Origin of the sequence: Alloscardovia theropitheci, from assembly GCF_004332295.1 — a bacterium.
Taxonomy (GTDB): domain Bacteria; phylum Actinomycetota; class Actinomycetes; order Actinomycetales; family Bifidobacteriaceae; genus Alloscardovia; species Alloscardovia theropitheci.
This window is the reverse complement of the sequence record NZ_RXLP01000026.1, coordinates 182,651-201,959: the sequence shown is the minus strand read 5'-3', so window position 1 is coordinate 201,959 and position 19,309 is coordinate 182,651. Positions and strand designations below refer to the sequence as shown.

The following is a 19,309-nucleotide window of genomic DNA, read 5'->3' as shown; positions in this document are numbered from 1 at the left end:
GTAATGAACTATTCGTGCGTACTTTAATGCAGTTCGTGCGAGGCATGCTCAGTGCCTCTCCTGCGAAAATATATGGTTGAAAGTGATGTAGCAAGTCACACTGTATTTTCGAAGGAGAAAAAATGAGTAAAGAAAAGAAAGTGAAAATTCCTCGTCGAAGGATGAGCCAAAGAGCATTTAAAACATGGTGGATAACGCTTATAACACTTTTAGTTATTATCGCGCTCGCAATTAACACCGCAGCAATCATGTTTGCTCCAATGCTTGATAGTTTTTTGGGTGCGGGGAGAACTCAAGTGCATCGGGCTCAAGGTACGCAGCAATGGGATGCTCAGTATTACAAAAAGAAATATGGTTCACTTGCCGAAGCCGTTAAACACAGTACTCAGTTAGCTGAGCAAGTGAGTAACGAAGGGATTGTGCTTCTTAAGAATGACGGTACATTACCCTTGAGAAAAGGTGATGCAGTGACACCATACGGTTATGCATATAATAATCCGGTGTATTCTGGCACTGGTGCTGCTGCAACAACAAATGCTGACAATACAACTCCTGAACAGGGTCTGAAGAAATATTTTTCGGTGGACTCAACCATTGCTGATAGCACAATAAAAGCAACACCAAATTACCCGCAGGCAGCGAAGAATACTCCTGCACTTGATTACGATAAAACTAGCTTGCAAGCAAAAAATGATGCCGGCAAGAGCGCTCGTATTTATGAATATGAGAAATCAATCTATGAACAAGCTGTAAAAAGGAGCGAAAAGAGTTCCCGAGCAACCGCGATCGTGTTCATTGCACGAAATGGGTCAGAGGGGATAGATAAGCGTCAATTTGCCTACGCAGATGGAACGCCGCATTATCTTGCGCTCACTCAGGCAGAAAAAGATATGATTTCAGTAGCCAAAAGTGCGCATGACAAAGTTATCGTGATCCTCAATACTGCCAATCCAATGGAATTAAGCCCTCTTATGTCCCAAGAATTGGAAGTTAATGCAATTGTCTGGATGGGGACTGCTGGCTCCCGAGGTTTTTCAGCATTGGGTAATATTCTCAGTGGAAATGTAAATCCTTCGGGTCGATTAAGCGATATCTATCCTACTGATTTCACGAAAGATCCTACATACTCCAATTGGGGACAATTCGGATATTCGAATATTAATTACAACGATACAACTTTGATTAGTAGTGGATCTGCGACCCCATGGCCGTTTGTTGAATATGAAGAAGGCATCTATGTGGGATATAAGTATTATGAGACAGCTGCGGTAGAAGATAGTTCGTTTATTTATGGCGTAACAGATAAGCAGGGGAAAATGGCCCAATTGGGTGCTGTGGCATATCCATTTGGCTATGGATTATCATACACGCAGTTTGAGCAGACATTAGATAACGTTACGGTGGATAATCAAGGGAACGTATCGGTTAATGTCACTGTGAAGAATGTTGGCTCGTCTGCGGGTAAGGATGTCGCGCAGATCTATGCGACATTGCCGTACACTCAGTATGATCGTGATAATGGTGTGGAAAAGGCAACTACTCAGCTTGTTGATTTTGCAAAAACCAAATTACTTGAACCTGGTACATCACAAACTCTCAATATGATATTCCCGCTGGATACGTTAACATCGTACGATGTCAGTCATGCGAATTCCGATGGTACCAAGGGATCGTATATTTTGGAATCAGGTAACTATGCAATTGAACTTAAAAACAATTCGCACGATGTCATTGATTCTGAAACTATCTCGGTAAATCAGACGCACTGGTTTGAGGGGAAGAATCCTGTAACCAGCGACAAGAATGCGCAATCTCAGCTCAGTGATGATGGAAAGCCATTATCCAAAGCGATGCGTGGACAGTCATATACGGCTGCTCATAACCAGTTCCAAGATATGACTGATTATATGAAGGATAATACGACTGAACTTACTCGAGCAAGTTGGTCAACGACACAGCCAACGATGCCCAAAAATCGAACTGCGCAGGCATCAGAAAATGTGAGGAAGAATCTAGAGCGATGGAAGAATTTCGATGTAGACCACGATGAAGATCTAGGTAATACATCAGAAAGCAAAGTGTATTCTCAGAAAGCACCGGTCTCCAGAGCGGAAAACGGATTATCGCTTATTGATCTTCGCGGTGTAGCATACGATGATCCTCAATGGGATAAGCTTATGGATCAGCTTGATTTTAGTGGTGATAAAACGGATATTCAGCGATTGCTATTTATGGCTGCGTATCAAACTCCTTTTATCAAGTCAATTGGTAAGCCGATTACTGTTGACAAAGATGGCGCAATGGGATGGTCTACTTCAGGCGCGAGTTCGTGGCCATCGGTGAATGTAATGGCGTCTACATATGACACGCAATTGATGACATCCATGGGAGAAGCGATTGGAGAAGAAGCCCTTCAGCAAGGACTCACAGGCTGGTATGCTCCAGCGGTTAATACTCATCGTTCTCCATTTGGAGGCCGTGTGTATGAGTATTACTCTGAAGATGGTGTGCTTGCCGGAAAGCTTTCCGCAGCAACAATTTCGGGTGCGGGTAATAAAGGTGTCATTAGCTATTTGAAGCATTTTGCAATCAATGAGCAAGAAATGAACCGCTCTAACTATATGGCTACATGGGCAAATGAACAGGCGATACGCGAAATTTATCTCAAGCCATTCCAAATAGCAGTAGAGTCAGCTCGGTCATCCTTACCATATCTGACAAAAACCGGGCAAAAGAAAACCAAAATTATTCGCTCGGCGACTGCTATTATGTCAGCGCAAAATAATATCGGAACCGTTATCGGTTTTGGTCGATATAGTTTACAAACTAGCGTGTTGCGTGGCGAGTGGGGATTCCGTGGCGCTGTAGTGACGGATATGTTTATGGAGACATTGCCGCAGGCACGTGACTTATCGCTACGTGCTGGGTCAGATATGTACATGATTCAGATGCCAGGATATAACGCAACTGATTATGATTCTCCAACATCGCGCATGGTCATGCGACAAGCGGTGAAGAATGTTGCCTATGCGACAGTCAACTCAAATGCCATGAATGACGTTACACCTATGTCAACAGTATCTCAAGGTATTGCTGGCTGGCAGAAGCTTCTGTGGGTCTTGGATGCGTTCGTAGTATTAATTGTTGGATTGGAAATTTGGTGGATTATTCGCAGAGGGAGAAGAGCGCGTAGATATCCAGAGCAGTACAAATGGCCAAAGAAAAGTAAATATGCGAATTACAGTAGTAACAACTAGTGATAACTGATAAATTGCGATGACTTATTGGTGGCTTTGCCTGTATCAAGGGTGAAGCCGCCAATTATTAGGTGGTTACTTAGTGATGGAATTTACTATCTAAAGCAGTCTAAAGAAAAAAGAAATGTTGGCACATCGTTATGAGAAATGGTGATACGTTTTGCTATTATCGAACATATGTTCGAAACAATTCTTGGTCTGGTTATCGGTGCTGTGTTAGGTGCAGTTATTGGTTTTTTGTATGCGAAAAATCGTTACGGAAGCGACTCTAATGCCGCTGAACGTGAACTTGAGAATCAACAACTGAGCCAACAACTTCATGACGTGCAGTCTGAGCATGCTCGTATTACTGAACAGTACGAGCAAACTCGTATGGCGTTGGGAAATGAGCGAGAAAATACTGCGAAACTGAATGGGCAGTTACAGGGTGCTCGCGAACAACTTGACTTTGTACAGGAACAATTGGAACGTGTCCAAGATGCTGAGAAGCAGCGTATTGAGCATGAGCGTCAGCAAGCGCAAGAGCGAGAAGAAGAACGACTGCGCGCGCAAGAGGAGAATCTTCAAGAGGAATCTCGCGTACTGAAGGCGCTTAGTCCAGTTCAAAAGAATCTTGATTTGCTTCAGCAGAAAGTGACTGAGATTGAGGAATCTCGACAATCTCAGATGGGTAAACTGAGTGAGCAGCTTTTAGGACTTGGGGACGCTCAGAAGAAGCTCGACCAAGAAACTACTAATCTTGCTATGGCACTTCGCAATAATAAGGTTCGTGGTGCTTGGGGAGAAGCACAGCTGAAGAACATTGTAGAATCCGCTGGGCTTCGTGAACACGTCGATTTTGAAACACAGTATTATGTAGAAAATGAGGACGGTCAGCAGCAACGTCCAGATATGGTTGTTATGCTTCCCGACGGCAAGTTCATTCCTATTGATGCGAAGGTACCATATTCTGATTATCAACGCGCTATGGCTATTAGCGATGCTGCGTCGGAGCAGGAACTCCACTTACGTGAAGAATACTTTGCTAATCATGCCAAGGCACTTCGTGGTCATATCGATGTATTAGGGAAACGAGAATACTGGAAGAATAGTGGTAATCGAGTCGCTCCAGATTTCGTTATTGCTTTTATTCCTAATGAGTCTTTGCTTCAGGCAGCGCTTGACACGGATCCGACGATTCTCGATTATGCATTTAATAAGCAAGTAGCTTTGACGACACCAGTGACATTATGGTCTGTGCTTAAATCGGTAGCTTTCGCATGGCAACAACAAACTCTCAGCGATGAAGCACAACAATTATTTGACTTGTCACGTGAAATGTTTAAGCGTTTGAGCACAATGAGCCAGCATGCTAGCAAGCTTGGGAAGTCGCTCGGAACAACAGTGCAAAATTACAATGCTTTCGTGGGGTCGTTACAGTCCCAAGTCGTGCCTACTGCACGGAAGCTTAATTCCCTAGAGCCAGGGAAAGTTTTTGATGAACCCGTACCACTAGAAGAAGAAAAGAAGAGCGATATTCGTGAGATAACCGCTCCTGAACTTCTTCCTGACTTTGACGATTAGGTAGATGGGGTAGTAAGACGACGAGAGTGAGCGATAGAGTAACAGATATGACACAAGAATTTAAGGCAACGGGTAGTGCGGATTTACGAGAACAAATTGCAGCATTACCAGAGGATATGCTTGAACCTCAGCAGCGTTTGGAAAAGCTCGTACGAGCTGAAGTGCATGATAAACAATTTAGCGAGCTGACATCCGTGACTTATCATCACGATGGTGCTACATTAGCTGGTCATGCGTTACTTGATGTTCTAGAAACTGCCGGATTTGGAATTGACGATTTTGATGCTGTCGGCGCTATGACAACTGCTGGGATTCCTCTCGTCAGCGCGATGATTCATGCGGCAGCTTCACGCGGCCAAAATCTTGATGGATTCTTGATGGACTTCGTTTTTCCGGGAGTAAAAGGACCTTCCATTGCTGGGAAGAGAGTCATTCTTGTTGATGCATGGCTTTCAGAAAAATCTTTCGTACAAACGTCGTCAGTTGTCACGCTTACTCACGGAAATGAACTTAACCTTGATTTTGCCGTCTTGGAAAATGAAGGTGCGAATATTCTAGCCATAGCATCATTGGTTGGAAGTACGGGTACTGTGGAGCACTATGCGGATAAGGGTGATGCTGATACAGGGCAGTTACTGACTATTAGGCTTATTAACCCAATTACAGAACATGAAGTAACTGTTCCTTTCATTCCAGTCTTTTCTGATAAGGAATTGCAAGCATAATGATCCCACCCAGTGATTTTACACAACGAGTTTTAGCAGCAGGAGATCCAGGTCTACGTGAAGTAGGTGTGGGGCCTTGGGAAGAAGAACATCCCGATGAGCCACGGCCAGAAGGCGAGCAGTTTGATGCTCAACTTCTTGATGAAGGCGATCGCAGAAATGTCATGGATAAGTATCGGTACTGGACTGTTGAAGCGATTAAGAGTGATCTTGACCGCCAAGGACGCTATGGCTTTGAAGTAGCAATTGAAAACTGGACCCATGACTTTAATATTGGGTCTATTGTACGGACAGCAAATGCTTTCACTGCACATGCGGTTCATATTATCGGCCCCAAAAAGTGGAATCGCAAGGGGTCGCTTATGACAGAGCTTTACCAGCATGTATACAATCATGCGAGCATTGAAGAATTCGTCGACAATGTGACTGAACAGGCGCAAAGAGAAGGCAAGCCTCGACCTCGCATTATCGCACTTGATATCGTCCCGGGAGCAGTGCCTATTGAGACATACGATTTCCCGACGAATTGCATTATGATTTTCGGTGCTGAAGGGCCAGGGCTAACGAGTAAAGCGCTTGAACTTGCCGATGACGTCGTGTATATCTCGCAAACAGGTTCAGTTCGTTCTCTTAACGCGGGAGCGGCAGCTGCAGTTGCCATGCATACATGGGTTATGCAACACGGAAATATCAAGTAAATTACACGTTAATTCATGTGTTTGAAGCTTTACAAGTGTCGTGTTCAAACTCTAGTATGGGCTCATGCCTACATTTACACGTGAAGAAATTGAGCACTTGGGAGATCTTGCCCAGATTGCTCTGACAGACGAAGAAATTACTCGTCTCCAAGGCGAATTGAATGCTGTAGCTGAAGCAATCGCACAGGTTCAGGAAGTCGCAGGCGAGGATGTCAAGCCAACTGCAAATCCAGTTCCTTTGGAAGCATATATGCGTCCAGATGTACCAGCGACTCCATTGACTCAAGAAGAAGCGCTTTCAGGTGCGCCACTTGCTGAGTCTGGCATGTTCGTCGCTCCACAAATTTTGGGAGAGTAAGTCGTAATGGATAAAGAAACTCGCAATGAAATAGTTAAGCTTTCTGCATCGCAGATGGCTGAAAAGTTTAAGTCGGGTGAAGTAAGTTCTCGTGAACTCGTCGATGCTCATCTTGATGTTATCGAGGCTGCTGAACCATCAATTAATGCATTCCTGCAGGTTAGCGCAGACATAGCACGTGAGCAAGCAGATGCAGTTGATGCAAAGCGTGCTTCCGGTGAGCAGTTAGCTCCTCTTGCTGGTGTGCCTATCGCAATCAAAGATATGATTGTTACCCAAGGAATCGAGACTACTGCAGCTTCCAAGATTTTGCAGGGATGGATTCCTCCATATGACGCAACTGTTATCACAAAACTTAAGAATGCTGGAATGCCACTTTTAGGCAAAACAAATCTTGATGAGTTTGCTCAGGGGTCATCAACCGAGCATTCCGCATATGGCAATACTAATAATCCATGGGATACTTCTCGAGTTCCAGGAGGCTCTGGCGGTGGCTCAGCGGCGGCTGTAGGAGCGTTTGAAGCACCACTTGCATTGGGAACAGATACCGGTGGCTCGATTCGCCAGCCGGGTGCATTCACAGGAACTGTGGGTGTTAAGCCTACGTATGGTGGCGTATCGCGATTTGGTGCTATCGCTATGGCATCATCGCTTGATCAGATTGGTCCGGTAACTCGTACGGTTCTCGACTCTGCACTTTTGCAGGAAACTATTGGCGGACATGATCCTAAGGACTCTACATCGATTCCAAGCCCTGCTCCGGCAATGGTCGCTGCTGCTCAGCAAGGCGCAAACCGTGATTTGAAAGGCATGAAAGTTGGCCTTATCAAGGAACTTTCCGGTGACGGCTTTGATGCTGGAGTATCCAAGCGCTTCGATGAAGCTGTAGAAGAACTTAAGGCAATGGGAGCGGAAGTTGTAGAAGTCTCCTTGCCACACCTTAAGTATGCACTTGGTGCTTATTACATTATTATGCCTTCAGAAGTATCATCGAATCTTGCACGTTACGATGGCATGCGCTACGGTTTGCGCGTGATGCCACCAGAAGGTGTCCCAGCAACTGCAGCAAATATGATGGCGTATACACGTGAGGCTGGCTTTGGGGATGAAGTTAAGCGTCGTATTATTCTGGGTACATATGCGTTGTCAGCAGGTTACTATGATGCATGGTACGGAAGCGCTCAGAAAGTACGTACGCTCATTATTAATGACTTTAACAAGGCATTCGAAAAGGTAGATGTACTGGTTTCTCCTACTGCTCCATCAACTGCATTTAAGTTTGGTGAAAAGAGCGATGACCCAATCGCTATGTATTTGGGAGATATTGCTACAATCCCAGCAAATTTGGCTGGCGTCCCAGCAATTTCGGTTCCAGCAGGCTTAAGTGATGACGGCATGCCAGTCGGATTCCAATTCATTGCGCCACAGCAACATGATGAAGTTCTCTATAAGCCAGCAGCAGCTTTGGAAGCAGCCTTGGAGGATAAGTGGAACGGCCCAGTATGGCAGTGGATGAACACACCATGGTTGGGCGAATAGGCGAGTAGGTCAAAGGATAGGAAAATGGCTGAAAAATTAATGAAGTTTGCCGAAGCTGTAGAAAAATACGATCCAGTTATCGGTCTTGAAGTCCACGTAGAGCTCAATACAAAGACTAAGTTGTTCTGCCCTGCAGAAGTATCCTTCGGTGGCGAACCAAACACTCAACTTACTCCAGTATCATTGGGTCTTCCTGGGTCTCTTCCAGTAGTCAATAAGAGCGCAATTGATTATGCGATTAAGCTTGGTTTGGCATTACATTGTGATATCGCTGAGTGGAGTCAGTTTGCACGTAAGAATTATTTCTACCCAGATATGCCTCGTGATTATCAGATTTCACAGTATGATAAGCCACTGAACGGTGAGGGATACTTGGACGTTGAACTTGAGGATGGGGAAGTATTCCGTGTCCCAATCGAACGTGCTCATGTAGAAGATGACGCTGGAAAGAATACTCACGTTGGCGGCGCTGACGGTCGTATTGAAGGCGCAGATCATTCTCTTGTTGATTACAACCGTGCTGGTGTGCCACTTGTGGAAATCGTGACGAAGCCAATTACAGGTGCTGGTGCTCGTGCAGCAGAAGTTGCAGGTGCATATGTGCGCACAATTCGCGATATCGTACGAGCGCTCAACATTTCCAATGCTCGCATGGAACAAGGTAATATGCGAGCTGATGTGAATGTTTCTCTTCGCCCATCTGCAGATGACCCATTTGGAACTCGTTCAGAAACTAAGAATGTTAATTCGTTCCGCGGAATTGAACGTACAATCGTCTACGAAATTCGTCGTCAAGCAGCAGTTCTCGAAGCTGGTGGAGAAGTTCTTCAGGAAACTCGTCACTGGGATGAGGCAACGCAGACAACCGCTGGTGGACGCGTTAAGACAGATGCTGATGATTATCGTTACTTCCCAGATCCAGATCTCGTCATGGTTCACACCACGAAAGAACATGTAGAAGAACTTCGTGCCCAGATGCCAGAGATGCCTCGCGAACGCCGTAATCGTTTGCAGGAAGAATGGGGCTTATCAGATAACGATATGCGCGATCTTGTTAATGCCTCAGCTCTTGACTTGGTCGAGGAAACTGTAAAAGCTGGAGCAAGCGCAGCAGGTGCTCGTAAATGGTGGATGGGAGAAATCTCTCGTGCAGCTAATGAAAGTGATAAGAGCCTTGAAGAACTCAGCATCACTCCTGCAGATGTAGCGCGCGTTGAAGAACTTATCTCGGAAGGTAAGCTCAACGATCGACTTGCTAAGCAAACAGTTTCCGGCGTTATTGCTGGAGAAGGAACTCCTGATGAAGTTGTAGCAAAGCATGGCTACGAGGTAGTTCAGGATACAGGTGCTTTGGAAAATGAAGTAGATAAAGCGCTTGCTGCAAATCCAGATATCGTAGAGAAGCTTAAGAGCGGCAATATGAAACCTATGGGCGCGATTATTGGGGCTGTTATGAAAGCAACTCGCGGACAGGCCGATGCTAAGACTGTTACTTCTATCGTAATGTCGAAGTTGAAGTAAGATTGCACTCTACACATCGTTCGCTTTTCTGCGAATGATTATTGCTTTACTCGCATTAGTCAGACATGCGTACACACATGTGCACGCGTGCCGCGACTAATGCGAGTAAGCTTATATACGGCACAAGGATAATTAGGTGGGAAGGTGTCCGATGCTTGAGTCGAATAACGGCGTAATCAGTGATGATAATATGCGCGTACTATCTGAAAGCATAGAAATTCCGCAAATTCAGGGCGAAATGCTTACTCTTCGTGCTGCTCAATGGAATGATTTCGCAGCACTGGAACATATTGGCGCATTCGCGAATAGTGTGGGATTAGTAGGGAAAACTGGTGAGTCTACACGTGCAATTGTTCGTTCATGGATTCAACGTTCTATCCGTTGGCAAAAAGGAATTCGTACTCAAGAAGAAGGCCTTCAGGATGCTGAAGCACGTGGTGTCATGGCGTGGTCCATGTTCGTGGCAAATTCAGACGATACTGTGACGGACGAGACGGATACTAACCGCCATGATGAATTCATTGGTATGGCATTTCTCGTGGATATTGATGCGTGGGCTTCATCTGCGAGGATCCAGGTAATTCTGGGAGAAAATTATCGTGGTCGAGGCTACACGCGAGATGCAATGCCTCGAGTCATGACCTATGGCTTCGCGCCAAAGCCAGCTGGTCTTGGTTTACATCGTATCTGGATAAGCGTCCCGTCGACGAATACTAGGTCCCAAGCCGTATACCAGTCTCTTGGATTCATTGAGACGGGTGTTTCTCGAGATAGCTTATGGGACGACATTGAAGAACGTTATATCGACATGCACGTCTACGACATGTTAGTGGATGAATATGATCCTATTCGTTCGTTAGAAGCTTTTGGGTTGCATGCCATTATGGATAATCCAGGCGTACGTGAAGCCCTCGCTCAACATGAGCATACGATGGAATTAAGAAAACGTGTATCGCATGAAGAGCAAGATCTGACGGTGACTCAGACAGAAATGGAATCGGATTCTTTAGCTCGTGAAAACCATAATAATGAAGTGGATTCCACTCGCGGACATGAATATGTGCGTGAGGCAGGAGCAGTTTCTTCGCAGCATCGTGAGAAAATAACTGAGCATGGTGAACACGAAGATGAATTGAGCACGAGTAATGCCGAACTACCATGGTGGCGTAAACTAGGGGCAGGGCGTACTCGTAACTAGTAGCGACAACTGTTAATGTAATGCTACTTTAATGTAGCGTTACATCAAGATAAACGTTATAAGGAGAAATCCATGAGCGCAGAAGATCTCGATAATTACGAGACTGAGGCAGAGCTTGCGTTATATCGCGAATACCGCGATGTCATTAAGCTATTTACCTACGTCATCGAGACTGAACGACGTTTTTATCTTGCGAATCGCGTCGATTTTAATGTGCGTCAAGCTGGGCAAGATGCATATTTTGACGTCCAACTTACCGATGCCTGGGTGTGGGATGTTTATCGACCAAATCGTTTCGTCAAAAATGTTCGCATTGTTACTTTCAAGGATGTCAATGTTGAAGAGGTACAGAAAGAAGAAATAGAGGTACCTCGAAATCTTTAACTCGCTTAGACGTTGTAATTGCTAGCGTGCGCAAATGTATATCGTGCCTGTCGTAGCGGTGCTGATTGCTTAATCCTGCCTTCTAAGACCTATGCGAGGTGTAAAATATAGAGAAAATGTAGGGCTGAGGGTATTCTTATAAAGATTTCTATTTTAGAGGAGTAATTGTGGCAGAGAAACAGTCTGTAGTCATTATCGGTGGCGGTCCTGCTGGTTTGACCGCTGCATGGGAATTGGTCAAGGATAATTCCGATGCTTACGATGTAACCGTTTTGGAAGCAAGCCAAGAGTTTGGCGGAATTTCCCGTACTGTGAAGTACAACGGCAATCGAATGGATATCGGCGGTCATCGTTTCTTCTCTAAAGATGATCGCATTATGCAGTGGTGGAAGGAAGTATTGCCTCTTCAGGGTGCTCCTTCATATGATGACAAGAAGCTTGGTCGTCATCATGAACTGACAGAAGGCGGCCCAGATCCGGAAGAAACTGATGAAGTTATGCTCAAGCGTCATCGCTTGTCACGTATCTTCTGGAATCAGCATTTCTTTGACTATCCGATTAGTTTAAGCCCAAATACTATTAAGGCAATGGGTTTGTGGCTAACTATGCAAGCCGGATTTAGCTATCTGTGGTCATGCGTGCATAAGCTTCCAGAAGATAATTTGGAAAACTTCTACATCAATCGCTTTGGCCGCAAACTCTACTCCATGTTCTTCGAAGGTTATACAGAGAAGCTGTGGGGACGCCATCCATCTGAGATTTCTGCAGATTGGGGCGCTCAGCGTGTTAAGGGTTTGAATATTTGGAATATCCTCGGCAATGCTTTTAAGAAGCTTATGCCTAATCACAAGGCGGATAATTCTAAAGTCGAGACATCTCTTATTGAAGAATTCTGGTATCCAAAGCTTGGTCCAGGTCAGCTCTGGGAAGTTGTGGCTGATAACAGCAAAGCTCATGGTGCGCACATTATTACAGGAGCAAAGGTTACAGCAATTCGCACTCGTGACGGTAAGGCATGTGGCGTTGACTATGTAACTGAGAATGGTGAGACCGTAAGCCTTGACGCTGATCAAGTAATTTCTTCTATGCCACTTAATCATCTTGTCGATGCGTTGGCTCAAGGCGGCGCGACTGTGCCTGAAAATGTTGTAGAAGTGGCTCATGGTTTGCCATTCCGCGACTTCGTTACGGTTGGATTACTAGTCAAGAAGCTTCGCGTAAAGAACACTACAAGCGTTCCTACCTTAGGAAACCCACCAATCGTTCCAGATAATTGGATCTATGTACAAGATCCAGGATATAAAGTGGGACGTATTCAAATTTTCAATAACTGGAGTCCATATCTCGTCAACGATCCTGATAACACCGTATGGATTGGTTTGGAATATTTCACAGCTGAAGGTGACGACTTCTGGAATATGTCAGAAGAAGAAGCTCGAAAGTTTGCAATTTCTGAAATGATTCGTATGCGAGTTATTGACAGTGCCGATGACGTCATCGATGCTCATCGTGAGCGAGTACCAAAGGCATATCCTGCTTACTTCGATACATATGATCGAATTGATGAACTGACTAACTGGATTGATTCGTTAGGTAATGTATACTGCGTTGGTCGAAATGGTCAGCATCATTACAATAACCAAGATCATTCTATGGCTACTTCGATGGAAGCAGTTGAGAATATTAAGACTGGTCGCGAAGATAAAGCGAATGTATGGTCAGTGAATACTGAAAAGGCATATCACGAGTCAAAGTAATAGTTTACGAATGACAAGTGAATAAGCTGAATAAGCTGAATAAGCAAAGACGGCGTGGAATGATGAGTTCATCCCACGCCGTCTTGTTATGTTTATACAAAATCTTATAAGATATAGGTACATGAGTTTCATGGTATTGACTCGTACTAGAAGGAGGCGTAATGGATAAGTTTGTGGTTAAGCAAGAAGAATTATCGGGGCTTCACGATGGGCTTGATAACTCAGCAAACTTGCTAGAGGGGATGGCCAAGATACAAACTTCATCGTCTTCATTAGGCAAAGAGGTTAATTCCGCTATGGAGAATTTCTTTGAAGGATTAGATCAACGACGTACGACAATAACCGAAAATACTCAGAAGCTTGCTCAATATCTGCAAACTATTATGGATGAAACAACAAACCTTGATAATGAGATAGCATCTGGCTTACAACAAGAAGAAAAGTAGTTTAACACTTAGCATCAGATGTGTGGCTGCTTAATGCGATTGGCAAAATTACAGAACTTAACAGAATTTAAACCAATTTTCCTGTCATCTATACATGATGTAGGGATCGAGAAGAGAGAAAAATAATGGCACGACCTGACAACTCACAGTGGGCGATTGTTGGATATTCAGAAGATCCAGTTCCAGGAAATCCAGAAGAGGTTGAAACATTATCATCTAATTTGACGACTAAATATGTAACTCCTCTGTATGAATTAGCTACATCGCTCAAGCGTATTCAAAATCAGGCGAGCGGATCCCAAACGATGTTAAATAGTGAAGCGGGTAAAGCCTTTATTGATATGTTGGGAGATTTCCCGACTAAAATTGGTAATCTTCATGATGGTGTGAAGAGTGCAGCTTCTGCTCTTGACTCATGGTCTGTAGAAATGCGTAATCAGCAAAATTCGGCAGATAAAGCGTTGCAAGATGCAATAGATGCATATAATGCAAAGAAAACGGCACAATCACAGCTTACTGATGCACGCAGTCGGGAGCGCACACTGCGCAGCAAGAGCAATAATTGTGATGATACGCAGTCCTCACAAATTAAGTCGTCTCTGCAAGAAGTGCAAGACCAGACAACACAATTGCTCAAGGGGATCGCGGATTTAGACTCAACGATAGAAAAGGCAAAATCGTTAATACGAGTAGCAAAAGCTGGGTATGATGAAGCTGCGCGAGATGTAGCAAATAAAATTCGTAACGCGCAGAGTCAAGCTGGCATAAAAGTTATGAGTTTGTGGGAGAAAACGAAAAAGGCTGTGGGCGATTTCTTCCATAGCGATTTATGGAAAACAATCGTTAAAATATCAGAACTGCTCGGCGCAATCGTTGGCGTATTGAGCATCTTTATCCCAGGTCCTGGATGGCTATTTGCTGCGATTATATTAGGAACATCGTTAATCTCACTAACAGATTCTGCGGTACAATACGCAGATGGTGAGATGAGTGGCTGGGAATTTGCGGGCAACGTTCTTGTGTCCTTGCTAGGAGTAGGAGCCGGTGCTGCCGGAATCCAGAGTGTGCGTGCAGCGGGAGCTGCTGCAAAAGAAGCATCAGCAGTGACTACTGTGGGTAAACACGCACAAGAAGTCTCTAAGGGTAAAGCCTTGTTTGCGAAAGCTCTTGGTTTTGGTGATCAAGTCGTTACTAAGGATGGGGCACAGTATCTTGCTAAAGGCGCTATCAAGCACGGTGTGGGTAGTAATATGGTCCAAAGCATGATGCCGGGTATCGTGAAAGGCGATGCACTCGCCGAGGGTGGGGTTAAAAACCTCAAATTCGTATGGAATGGTGCTTTGGAATCAGCTGATGATATAGAAAAAACATTTTCATTCGCACATGACTCAGCTTCAACACTTAATGATATGTATGAGAACTTCGTAAAACAATCTCCTACACAAGCTAGCGGAGCAGATGCGATTTCGACAACTCTTAATACAGTCCATGTTGCTTTCCCGGGCCTTTCTGGCGATTTCGGAGCTGTCTCAGATTTGGCATCAAAAATTGAAGCATTTAAGAAAGACTAGGCAAGAGCGCTGAGTAAGAGAGACTAGCTAAGAAAGTCTGTGGAAGAAAATATAGAAGAAAATAGGGGAGAAGTATGAAGAGAAGCCTTACTGAACGAGAAAAAGTGACAGGTTTTCCTGCTGGATACTGCATGTCTATTTTCGGCAAGGGAATTCGGAAAGCTGCAGATGGAGATAAAGTCTATACGCTAAAAGGCGCTAAAACAAAATTTCTTATGCTGCTCATTCTTTGCACCATTGCATACTGCGCAAATTTAGCTTTTTGCATGCAATTTGGCGGACAGGCCAACGAGGATATGCGAATTTTTGCTTGTATGTATGCTTTCTTTGCAGCAATTTTTATCTTTATTTTTGGTTGGTGCTCAACGATTACCAAAAATACTTCAAGTAGAGCAAGAGTGTGGGTTGTTGGGGTACTTTTGGATATTGCCCTTGCATCATTCTTTGGCGCCTTATCTGCTGGTGATCATGAACTCAACGATATCGCATTCGTCGTTATTCCGTTTGCTATTACTGGATTTGTTGGGATTTTTTCAATAGACCTGTTATCGCGTCATGTGAAGGGAATAATTCCGATTATCGCTATTATTACTCCGGTATCAATCATTCCGTTTTGGCTGTTATCGCTGTTTTTCTCAACTTTCAAACCGGGCATTTTTGTTTTATCAGCAATTTTATGTGTGATTAGTGTTTTCTCGTTCGCTATGGATTTGACGACTATGAAGAATTTTTCAGAGCGTGGCGATGTTGATGCTTCATATGAATGGTATACAGCGATTGTCGCAGTTTTCGATCTCTTTATTGCAATTGGAGGCGCTTCTGGCGCAGGCGGTGCTGTTAGCGGCAAGAAATAGGGATAAACTATGGCTCAGTAATGCTTAATGAGATACGAGGAGTTGTGAACAGCTATGAACAGCTATAGAAGATGTGCGTTCATGCATTATTCGTTTCTATAGTGCTCCTTGTATAATTAAGACTTGCACGTGCCGAGTAGGATATTGCCACATAGATATGCTACTCATTAGGTCTAGTCCGCGTTCATGAGGCGAGGCAGACTGGTACCTCCGTGGGCAAACTCACGGAGAAAATAGTGGAATTCGTAGGTATCAATTGAATTGACGAATTCCCCGACTTAACGCTGATATGTGGCGGCGTATGAGGATTAGCATGAACGCTATTGAAGCTTTTGAAGCTAAGCAGCTTAAGGCTGAGGATTCCATTCCTCAGTTCCGTCCTGGCGATACCGTTAAGGTAAACGTAAAGATTCAGGAAGGTAACAACTCTCGTATTCAGGCATTCCAGGGTGTAGTAATTGCACGCCAGGGTGCGGGCTTGCGCGAGACCTTCATGGTTCGTAAGATTTCCTTCGGTGTAGGTGTAGAGCGTCGTTTCCCATTGCATTCCCCATCTATCGATTCTATTGAATTGGTACGTAAGGGTAAGGTACGTCGTGCAAAGCTTTACTACTTGCGCAATTTGCGTGGTAAGGCTGCTCGTATTGCTGAACGCCGCGACAACTCTGCTAAGTAAATAGTTATGCGTTGAAACCCGAGGCGTCTGTCTCGGGTTTCTTTATACCTAGTAAATGCGTGCGTGAAGAGAATTAAGCATACACTGTACAAAACGCATAACCCCATAAAAGGTAAGGACTTACCTATGAGCGACCGTCATATTCCTCGACATGATTCAGGCAAAAGGATTCGTTCACGTAGTAGTCAAGCAATGCTTGGTTTACTTGATACAACGGTTTATTTCGTGATGCCTTTGGCGATACTTCTTGTTCTTCGTTTTCTTGTTTTTGGACTTTTTATTATTCCATCAGGTTCGATGGAAAATACCCTGATGGTGGGAGACCGTATTATTACGTGGAACGTGAATATCAATGCTCAAACTCTCAAACGCGGCGACGTTGTGGTGTTTGCTGATGATGCACATTGGCTTTCTGTGCAAGATATTGAGAGCGCTGCAAACGCTACCCACGGTTTTGGCTATAATAACGGCGAGGAGCATCTCGTTAAGCGTTTAATTGGTATGCCGGGGGACGTTGTTGCTTCGCAAGGCAATGGGGCTCCGGTAACTGTTAATGGTAAAGCTATTGATGAGTCGTCGTATCTCAAGCCGGGGGTTCAGCCATCTGATCAAGCATTTTCTGTTACTGTACCAAACGATAGCATTTTTGTTATGGGCGATAATCGTTCGAATTCTGCGGATTCCCGATTCCATATGAACGATGGAAACTCTGGATGTGTGCGCATAAGCTCGGTAACAGGTGTGGGACTTGCTGTCTTCTGGCCAATTTCTGACTGGTCGCTACTTAATTCGGGTAGATCAGCATTCGAAAGTGCGGGCTTATAATGCCTACGCGAAAAGCTACATCAACCTCTACAATTATTCCGACATGGGAATTAGAATCGCAGATTGTTGATCAAGGTGCTCAATGGATAATTGGTATAGATGAGGTAGGGCGTGGATGCCTTGCTGGTCCAGTAACATTAGGCGCTGCAGCATTTCGAGCTGATCATATCGGTAGTGATACTATCCCTCAAGGGCTTAAAGATTCGAAGCTGCTTACTGCGAAAAGACGAGAGTCGCTTATAGATCCAGTTAAGCAATGGGCTGATGCTATAAATGTGGGCTCATCGTCAAATAATGAAATCGACGAATGGGGAATTAGCTATTGTCTGGGAATCGCGGCATTACGTGCTCTGTATAAAATTGAGCATTTCCTTATCGAAAACGATCGGGAACATTTTATGCCACGAACGCGTGTAGCAGTTATTCTTGATGGTCCACATGATTATATCTCACCAGTGATTGGCACTTTCGAGTCGCCAGATATCCCGATTATTCCACGTGTGTATACTTTAGTAAAAGGTGATCAAAAGTGTGCTAGTGTTGCAGCAGCCTCTGTGTATGCCAAAGTGCATCGTGATACTTTTATGTCTCATCTAGCACAAGAAAACCCTCAATGGTTGGCGTATGGTTGGGACAAAAATAAGGGATATGGATCTGCTCAACATCGTCAAGCAATTAAGGATTTTGGGACTACTGAGTATCATCGAGTTAGCTGGAACTTGACGTAACTATTGTATTGGCAACTTCTGTAATGCTGTTGCTGTGCGAAACGTCTTACAAGCTAAGATATGTGTAATACACTGGACGTATGAGTAAAAAGAAGGTTTCGATTGTTGACGTGGCTCACGCTGCGGGTGTATCGTACCAAACTATTTCGAGAGTGATCAATAATTCTTCTTCTGTTCGCGAGGAAACGCGTCGAAGGGTTTTAGATGCGATTGAAACACTTGATTATCATCCATCATTGTCGGCGCAGACATTGAAAACGCAACGAACGCGAATGATTGGTGTCATTGCATCGCAAACTCAATATGCAGGCCCATTGCTTACTCTTGCCGCTATTGAAAAGATGGCGAGAGATCATGGTTTATTCGTATCGCTTGCAACTGTTGATGAAGCGCATCTTTCACGCAATGATTTTGCGCAAATAGAGCAGAGCTTTATCCAATTGGGTGTGGAGGCGATGGTCATCGTTGCACCAACAGAAAATATGCTTACGCTTGCTGCCCAACCTGATAGCCGTGTTCCTCGCGTGCTTATTACGGCGCCCGAAGGTATTCAAAGCTTAGACAGCAGAGGGTTCGACGAAGAAAAAATTAAATTCGTGTGCACTGATCAATCACAGGTGAGTAGCGATATTGCTTCGCGGCTTAAGCATGCTGGCATACGTCACGTGTATTACATCAATGGCCCTGAGCAATGGCGTGATGCTTATACTCGTCGTAGTGCATGTGAGCGGGCTTGCAAGCTACATGGGTTGAGCGTGGATATAATAGATGCCGATGATTGGGTAAGTAGCAAAAGCTACGAGCATCTTTCGCGATTAATTAAAGAAGTTGGCTCTGATCATCTTAAAAACTGTACAATTTGGACAGCAAATGATTTACTGGGGATGGGGGCATATCGAGCCGTTCAAGAAGCGGGGCTTGATATACCGAAGGATGTCAGCATTGTTGGCTATGACGATATGCCGGGTACGGAAAGTTTAATGCCAGCGATGACAACGGTCAACCCTCAGTACGAAAAAGTTGGTTCTGTAGCTATGCGACTCGTATTAGATATGCTCAGCTATAAGCCAGTGATTAATAACGAAGCATATGAGATGCAACCCGAACCGATTGTCTCCCGCGAATTTTCTTACATGTATCTTGTAGAGCCTCAGCTCGTTATTCGTGAATCGACACGCCAGGAACGATAAGACTCGGTGACGGAGTTTT

General features: G+C 44.5%; 17 protein-coding genes. All 17 read left to right on the top strand.

Features of this window, described 5'->3' with window-relative positions; genetic code table 11:
- Positions 1-122: 122 nt before the first annotated feature.
- The 17 genes from EJ419_RS07505 to EJ419_RS07425 all read left to right on the top strand — a co-directional run bounded on the left by EJ419_RS07505 (position 123) and on the right by EJ419_RS07425 (position 19,290).
- On the top strand, positions 123-3,257 hold the full coding sequence (locus EJ419_RS07505; protein WP_131285174.1) for a glycoside hydrolase family 3 C-terminal domain-containing protein: 3,135 nt from the start codon (positions 123-125) through the stop codon (positions 3,255-3,257).
- 177 nt (positions 3,258-3,434) lie between these two features.
- Positions 3,435-4,820 (top strand): DNA recombination protein RmuC, encoded by a 1,386-nt coding sequence (locus EJ419_RS07500; RefSeq protein ID WP_131285244.1) that lies wholly within the window; start codon positions 3,435-3,437, stop codon positions 4,818-4,820.
- 47 nt (positions 4,821-4,867) lie between these two features.
- Complete coding sequence (locus EJ419_RS07495) at positions 4,868-5,545, top strand: hypothetical protein (protein WP_131285172.1); 678 nt, start codon at positions 4,868-4,870, stop codon at positions 5,543-5,545.
- Entirely contained in the window at positions 5,545-6,243 is a 699-nt protein-coding gene (locus tag EJ419_RS07490) for a TrmH family RNA methyltransferase (protein ID WP_131285170.1), read from the top strand. The genes EJ419_RS07495 and EJ419_RS07490 overlap by 1 nt, the downstream gene beginning before the upstream one ends.
- A 64-nt stretch (positions 6,244-6,307) precedes the next feature.
- Positions 6,308-6,601, top strand: coding sequence for an Asp-tRNA(Asn)/Glu-tRNA(Gln) amidotransferase subunit GatC (gene gatC / locus EJ419_RS07485; protein WP_131285168.1), 294 nt, complete (start codon positions 6,308-6,310; stop codon positions 6,599-6,601).
- A 6-nt stretch (positions 6,602-6,607) separates the two neighbouring features.
- The gene (gatA, locus tag EJ419_RS07480) at positions 6,608-8,140 is read left to right on the top strand and encodes an Asp-tRNA(Asn)/Glu-tRNA(Gln) amidotransferase subunit GatA (protein ID WP_131285166.1); all 1,533 of its coding nucleotides are present in this window, start codon (positions 6,608-6,610) and stop codon (positions 8,138-8,140) included.
- A gap of 24 nt (positions 8,141-8,164) precedes the next feature.
- Positions 8,165-9,661 (top strand): Asp-tRNA(Asn)/Glu-tRNA(Gln) amidotransferase subunit GatB, encoded by a 1,497-nt coding sequence (gatB, locus tag EJ419_RS07475; RefSeq protein ID WP_131285164.1) that lies wholly within the window; start codon positions 8,165-8,167, stop codon positions 9,659-9,661.
- A gap of 151 nt (positions 9,662-9,812) precedes the next feature.
- On the top strand, positions 9,813-10,859 hold the full coding sequence (locus EJ419_RS07470; RefSeq protein WP_131285162.1) for a GNAT family N-acetyltransferase: 1,047 nt from the start codon (positions 9,813-9,815) through the stop codon (positions 10,857-10,859).
- Between the two features lie 72 nt (positions 10,860-10,931).
- A complete protein-coding gene (locus tag EJ419_RS07465; RefSeq protein ID WP_131285160.1) occupies positions 10,932-11,243 on the top strand; it encodes a DUF2469 domain-containing protein in 312 nt (103 codons plus the stop codon).
- A 167-nt stretch (positions 11,244-11,410) separates the two neighbouring features.
- On the top strand, positions 11,411-13,000 hold the full coding sequence (locus EJ419_RS07460; protein ID WP_131285158.1) for an NAD(P)/FAD-dependent oxidoreductase: 1,590 nt from the start codon (positions 11,411-11,413) through the stop codon (positions 12,998-13,000).
- 161 nt (positions 13,001-13,161) lie between these two features.
- Positions 13,162-13,446, top strand: a complete 285-nt coding sequence (locus EJ419_RS07455; RefSeq protein WP_131285156.1) for a hypothetical protein — start codon at positions 13,162-13,164, stop codon at positions 13,444-13,446.
- 125 nt (positions 13,447-13,571) lie between these two features.
- Entirely contained in the window at positions 13,572-15,017 is a 1,446-nt protein-coding gene (locus EJ419_RS07450; protein WP_131285154.1) for a putative T7SS-secreted protein, read from the top strand.
- A 74-nt stretch (positions 15,018-15,091) separates the two neighbouring features.
- Positions 15,092-15,871, top strand: coding sequence for a hypothetical protein (locus tag EJ419_RS07445; RefSeq protein WP_131285152.1), 780 nt, complete (start codon positions 15,092-15,094; stop codon positions 15,869-15,871).
- A 313-nt stretch (positions 15,872-16,184) separates the two neighbouring features.
- Positions 16,185-16,547, top strand: a complete 363-nt coding sequence (gene rplS, locus EJ419_RS07440) for a 50S ribosomal protein L19 (RefSeq protein WP_131285150.1) — start codon at positions 16,185-16,187, stop codon at positions 16,545-16,547.
- A gap of 126 nt (positions 16,548-16,673) precedes the next feature.
- Positions 16,674-17,372 (top strand): signal peptidase I, encoded by a 699-nt coding sequence (lepB, locus tag EJ419_RS07435; RefSeq protein ID WP_131285148.1) that lies wholly within the window; start codon positions 16,674-16,676, stop codon positions 17,370-17,372.
- Positions 17,372-18,100: a ribonuclease HII gene (locus EJ419_RS07430; RefSeq protein WP_131285146.1), complete on the top strand. Its 729-nt coding sequence runs from the start codon at positions 17,372-17,374 to the stop codon at positions 18,098-18,100. Before lepB ends, EJ419_RS07430 begins: the two co-directional genes overlap by 1 nt.
- A gap of 80 nt (positions 18,101-18,180) precedes the next feature.
- On the top strand, positions 18,181-19,290 hold the full coding sequence (locus EJ419_RS07425) for a LacI family DNA-binding transcriptional regulator (RefSeq protein ID WP_131285144.1): 1,110 nt from the start codon (positions 18,181-18,183) through the stop codon (positions 19,288-19,290).
- Positions 19,291-19,309: the final 19 nt, after the last annotated feature.

Coding starts and splice junctions, on each gene's coding strand:
- EJ419_RS07505 (WP_131285174.1), top strand. CDS start 123: ATGAGTAAAGAAAAGAAAGTGAAAATTCCTCGTCGAAGGATGAGCCAA.
- EJ419_RS07500 (WP_131285244.1), top strand. CDS start 3,435: ATGTTCGAAACAATTCTTGGTCTGGTTATCGGTGCTGTGTTAGGTGCA.
- EJ419_RS07495 (WP_131285172.1), top strand. CDS start 4,868: ATGACACAAGAATTTAAGGCAACGGGTAGTGCGGATTTACGAGAACAA.
- EJ419_RS07490 (WP_131285170.1), top strand. CDS start 5,545: ATGATCCCACCCAGTGATTTTACACAACGAGTTTTAGCAGCAGGAGAT.
- gatC (WP_131285168.1), top strand. CDS start 6,308: ATGCCTACATTTACACGTGAAGAAATTGAGCACTTGGGAGATCTTGCC.
- gatA (WP_131285166.1), top strand. CDS start 6,608: ATGGATAAAGAAACTCGCAATGAAATAGTTAAGCTTTCTGCATCGCAG.
- gatB (WP_131285164.1), top strand. CDS start 8,165: ATGGCTGAAAAATTAATGAAGTTTGCCGAAGCTGTAGAAAAATACGAT.
- EJ419_RS07470 (WP_131285162.1), top strand. CDS start 9,813: ATGCTTGAGTCGAATAACGGCGTAATCAGTGATGATAATATGCGCGTA.
- EJ419_RS07465 (WP_131285160.1), top strand. CDS start 10,932: ATGAGCGCAGAAGATCTCGATAATTACGAGACTGAGGCAGAGCTTGCG.
- EJ419_RS07455 (WP_131285156.1), top strand. CDS start 13,162: ATGGATAAGTTTGTGGTTAAGCAAGAAGAATTATCGGGGCTTCACGAT.
- EJ419_RS07450 (WP_131285154.1), top strand. CDS start 13,572: ATGGCACGACCTGACAACTCACAGTGGGCGATTGTTGGATATTCAGAA.
- EJ419_RS07445 (WP_131285152.1), top strand. CDS start 15,092: ATGAAGAGAAGCCTTACTGAACGAGAAAAAGTGACAGGTTTTCCTGCT.
- rplS (WP_131285150.1), top strand. CDS start 16,185: ATGAACGCTATTGAAGCTTTTGAAGCTAAGCAGCTTAAGGCTGAGGAT.
- lepB (WP_131285148.1), top strand. CDS start 16,674: ATGAGCGACCGTCATATTCCTCGACATGATTCAGGCAAAAGGATTCGT.
- EJ419_RS07430 (WP_131285146.1), top strand. CDS start 17,372: ATGCCTACGCGAAAAGCTACATCAACCTCTACAATTATTCCGACATGG.
- EJ419_RS07425 (WP_131285144.1), top strand. CDS start 18,181: ATGAGTAAAAAGAAGGTTTCGATTGTTGACGTGGCTCACGCTGCGGGT.